2 protein-coding genes are annotated in these 3,577 nt (G+C 47.6%); both read left to right on the forward strand.

Features of this window, described 5'->3' with window-relative positions:
- Window positions 1–1,829 (forward strand): hypothetical protein (locus KDK19_RS14985; protein WP_257287629.1); only part of this gene is annotated, 1,829 nt, incomplete at its 5' end.
- A 127-nt stretch (window positions 1,830–1,956) separates the two neighbouring features.
- On the forward strand, window positions 1,957–3,577 hold a 1,621-nt coding region (locus KDK19_RS14990; RefSeq protein ID WP_257292265.1), incomplete at its 3' end, for a hypothetical protein.

The raw sequence follows: 3,577 nt of genomic DNA on the forward strand, positions 1-3,577 counted from the left end.
GCTGTCGTCATCGTGTGCCTGTTTTTATTGCTTTTTGTCGTTATTTCGGGATTCCTTGTCGGAAAATAAGTAGCCTCATCCACGGCTTTGCTGAATATTCCGTGGATGAAGGCCAAACCTGGAAGTCAGTGGATTTGGGCGGGGCACCTGTCGAGAGGACAAAAATCCTGTCTGACTTCCAGCCCAACAAGAAAGTCAGTAGTTTCAGCACTGCATCAGAGAAGATTCATGATCTCATGAAAGGGGTTGGTTTAGCGCAACAGCAAACTCTGGCTGAAGCCTGCGGCATAAGCTTTGAGAAACTGGACAAAGCCCATGTGACAAAGAGTGCATTAACAAAAACCAATCTAAGTGCTTTAGAAATAGTAAAGAACCTTTGGGAGAAAAAAGATTTAACCAGTTTTTCCATGGGCGTCTCAGTATTGGTGTCGCAGGAGACAAAATCATTGGGCTTCTACGAACGGAAGTTGATTGGTGAAATGGCTTTTGACAATTTGAGTCAATATAGCCCAATGTCAGAGGCAGTAAGTGCAATACTGCCCGACAATGATGGCTGTAAGATCGCTGAGCTACTCAAGTCACTTCATTCAAAAATGGTTGTTCAGGCCGGAGCATGCTCCAAAGAATGGTCGAATTCTATAGTGGATATACTGAGCAACAGCGACTTAGCCAACCCTTCGGTTATTCACTTTGCCCGTGAAGCCCTGTTATCGGGTTGGCTGGACCCACTGCCAAACGATAAAAGCGATATTAAGAAGGTCCATCTATATCACGAACTATTGGTGCTTCTGGAAGGTGTCGATGAACTGAAAGTTATAGCCGCACATAGCCTGAAAAAGTGGTACCGGGAATTATTGTCAAGGGAAAAAAATAGTCAGGTATGGCGGTTGGACTATAAAAGCTTCCGGGAAAAAGAAGGTAATGCCTTTTTCATCACTCATTGTCATGATGGGTTTTCGCGATCCCTTGAAGAAAAAATAACCCACTCATCGTTACGGGCCGCCTGGACAGACGTACCCGAGGGAATTCCGAATGTAGAACGAATGCTACTGCACCATCCTGCATTTCAACAATTAAACTCGGGTAAAGCGAACCACCGCCCGGTGATTATCCTGGAGTATAAATTTGACAGACCAGTGCTTGATGAAAAAGTCGAAGCCCTGATTCAACGAAAAGCTGAAAAGAGCCCGGAACTGAAGCTGATACTGGAAAAACTCAATCAACTTCAGGTGGCGGAAGCACGATACCAGCATGAAATGAAGGCATTGGAAAGTCTCAGCGCTAGCGATGTGGATGATATGGACTATATAGAACGGGTGCGACTGTCAAAAGATCAGCGATGTAAAGCTCAAAATGAAGAATATCAGAAAAAAAAGACCGATATCGAACTACGTTATGACCTCATTCTCGAACCCCTTTGGTTGTCATCGGAGGAAAAAGAACTTCTGGATGATTTAAAACACAAATGCAGACAAGCGATTGAGCAAGCCCTCAGTCACTACCTGTATGGAGTGACACACTCGAAAGGCGGTAGCTTAACCTATTGTTGGGTCCGTGCTTTCTTCACGTCTAACGGGTGTGACAGCTATGGCGCTCATGATCCATCTTCACCAGAAGAGTTGTATGCCATGATGTCTAATATTCATAGCACCTCGTTTAGTCTATCCATTAAGGATACCTACTTAAAGCATGTACTCAACGCCAGTAACGCTGTGGTGCTCAGAGGCGATGAGCTGAAAATAATTACCGGCGAGTTTTTCAGCACCATGAATTTGAATTCGATTTGTGACTCGTTGGATGTGTCATTGAAGTCTGCTCATGATGAGTGATTCAGAATCTGTGACTTCCTTCAATAGTTACGGCTAACAATCCAGACGGAACTTTCATCCTGCCTGAAGGTCGAACAACAAAGGAATTTCAATACAGTTCTTCGGATGACAGGATGGGAGATCGACTATGGATGGTCAGATTGGTGAGCAAATAAACAACTCTGTTCTTAACATTGCCGTGCCAGCCAAGAGAGCAAGGCTGGCGTTATCGTCAGAGATTGTTGCCACCTGCTCTGAGGTAACTCCCGAACTCAATAGATCGTCACCTCCGGTGACGTTGCCTGACAAAGTGAGAACTGTATCCTCAACAGATTCCCCGCTCCGAAGCGCCTCTCATTCCTTCGATTTCCGTTTTGTCGCCAATGATGATGAGGTTCGGCAGCTTTTAGTGGCCGAGACCGGCGATGAACATCGGGATGTCGCTCTTATTTCCCATCCCGATGACCTCTCACAGGCTAATCTGGTGAGCCGGTTGAGCATTTCGGACGACGGTCGCCACGTTCTGCGTTCAGGCAAGCTGTTTGAAAGTCCAAAGCCACTCACTCTGGTGATGGATATCCGCAAGCTCAGCAGTGAGGAGCTGCCAAAGTTTAACGATTTACTGGACCCGGATAACCCCTGTCTGTACGACAAAGTCAGTCAGAAGAAACGCCCCCTGGGAAAGCATGTTGCCCTGCTGGTTCTGGCAGATCTTGCGCAGTTGGCATCGGTTGGCCAGAGTGATCACGCGCTGGGAAACGCTACTCCGGGCGCTGATTTCTGGCGGCGAATTAATCGCCCGGGAAATACCTGGCAGTTTGATGCACAGTCCGGCAATGACCAAGCGATGGAGATCAACGACGTTCCTCCGGTATTAGCTGAATGTCCCAGCGCTGAAAGTGCTATGGATAACGACAATACCGTTCTTATTGACTGTCACTTGCACAGTCACTGGCGACAATTGCTGCTGGGTGGCCCCGGAGTCGATCAACAGGGGCGAATCCAGCATATCCCCGGCAGGCTTGAGTCGTTAAGGGCTGGACAACGGGTGATTCTGAAAGGGGCCGACTGGCAGGATCTGGCCTTTGAACAGACAGTTCGACAAATGTTGGCTCAAAAGAGCTATGAGAGCAATGGCAAGATCTGTCAGTTACCCGACGATATTCAGTTTTATCAAATGCCGGTAGGGAAGGACGAGCTTCATTCACTGTTCCAAACCCTCTTTCGCTCTCTGCCCCGCTCTCTATCCCACTCGAATGAAGAAGGACTTGAGAAAAAACTGGATAAAGGACTTTCCCTGAAGGCGCCGAGAGACCCGATCATCATTAACAAAAGTAATATCAGGGAATGGCTGAGCTCGATTGCCATTACCCCGGAAGGCTACGCAGTCCCCAATACTCGTCTGTTGGAACAAGTTCGAGCGGGTGGTGTAATCACCGTCACGTCTCCCCTCACAGAAACACTCTGGTTTCGTTTACTGGGTTCACTGCAGACGATAAGCGAAACGACAGGTCTGAAGCCCGGACTGCAGGTGGCTCAGATCAAACGGCAACCGAAAGCCCTGGAATTGGCAGAAAACGATGAGCACTCAGTGAGAGATCATCCGGCCTTTAATGCCGTCATTTATAAACAACCTGTCCAGGCCAGTCATTGGATAAACCGGCAACAGGCACCTCTGGTGATTCAGGTCAATGAACAGACCAGCCTCAGTCAACTGTTTGATAATATCCATATCAGCTCAGAACAAAAGGCGCATTTTGGACGACGTC

Origin of the sequence: Endozoicomonas sp. ONNA1 (genome assembly GCF_024606325.1) — a bacterium.
Taxonomy (GTDB): domain Bacteria; phylum Pseudomonadota; class Gammaproteobacteria; order Pseudomonadales; family Endozoicomonadaceae; genus Endozoicomonas_A.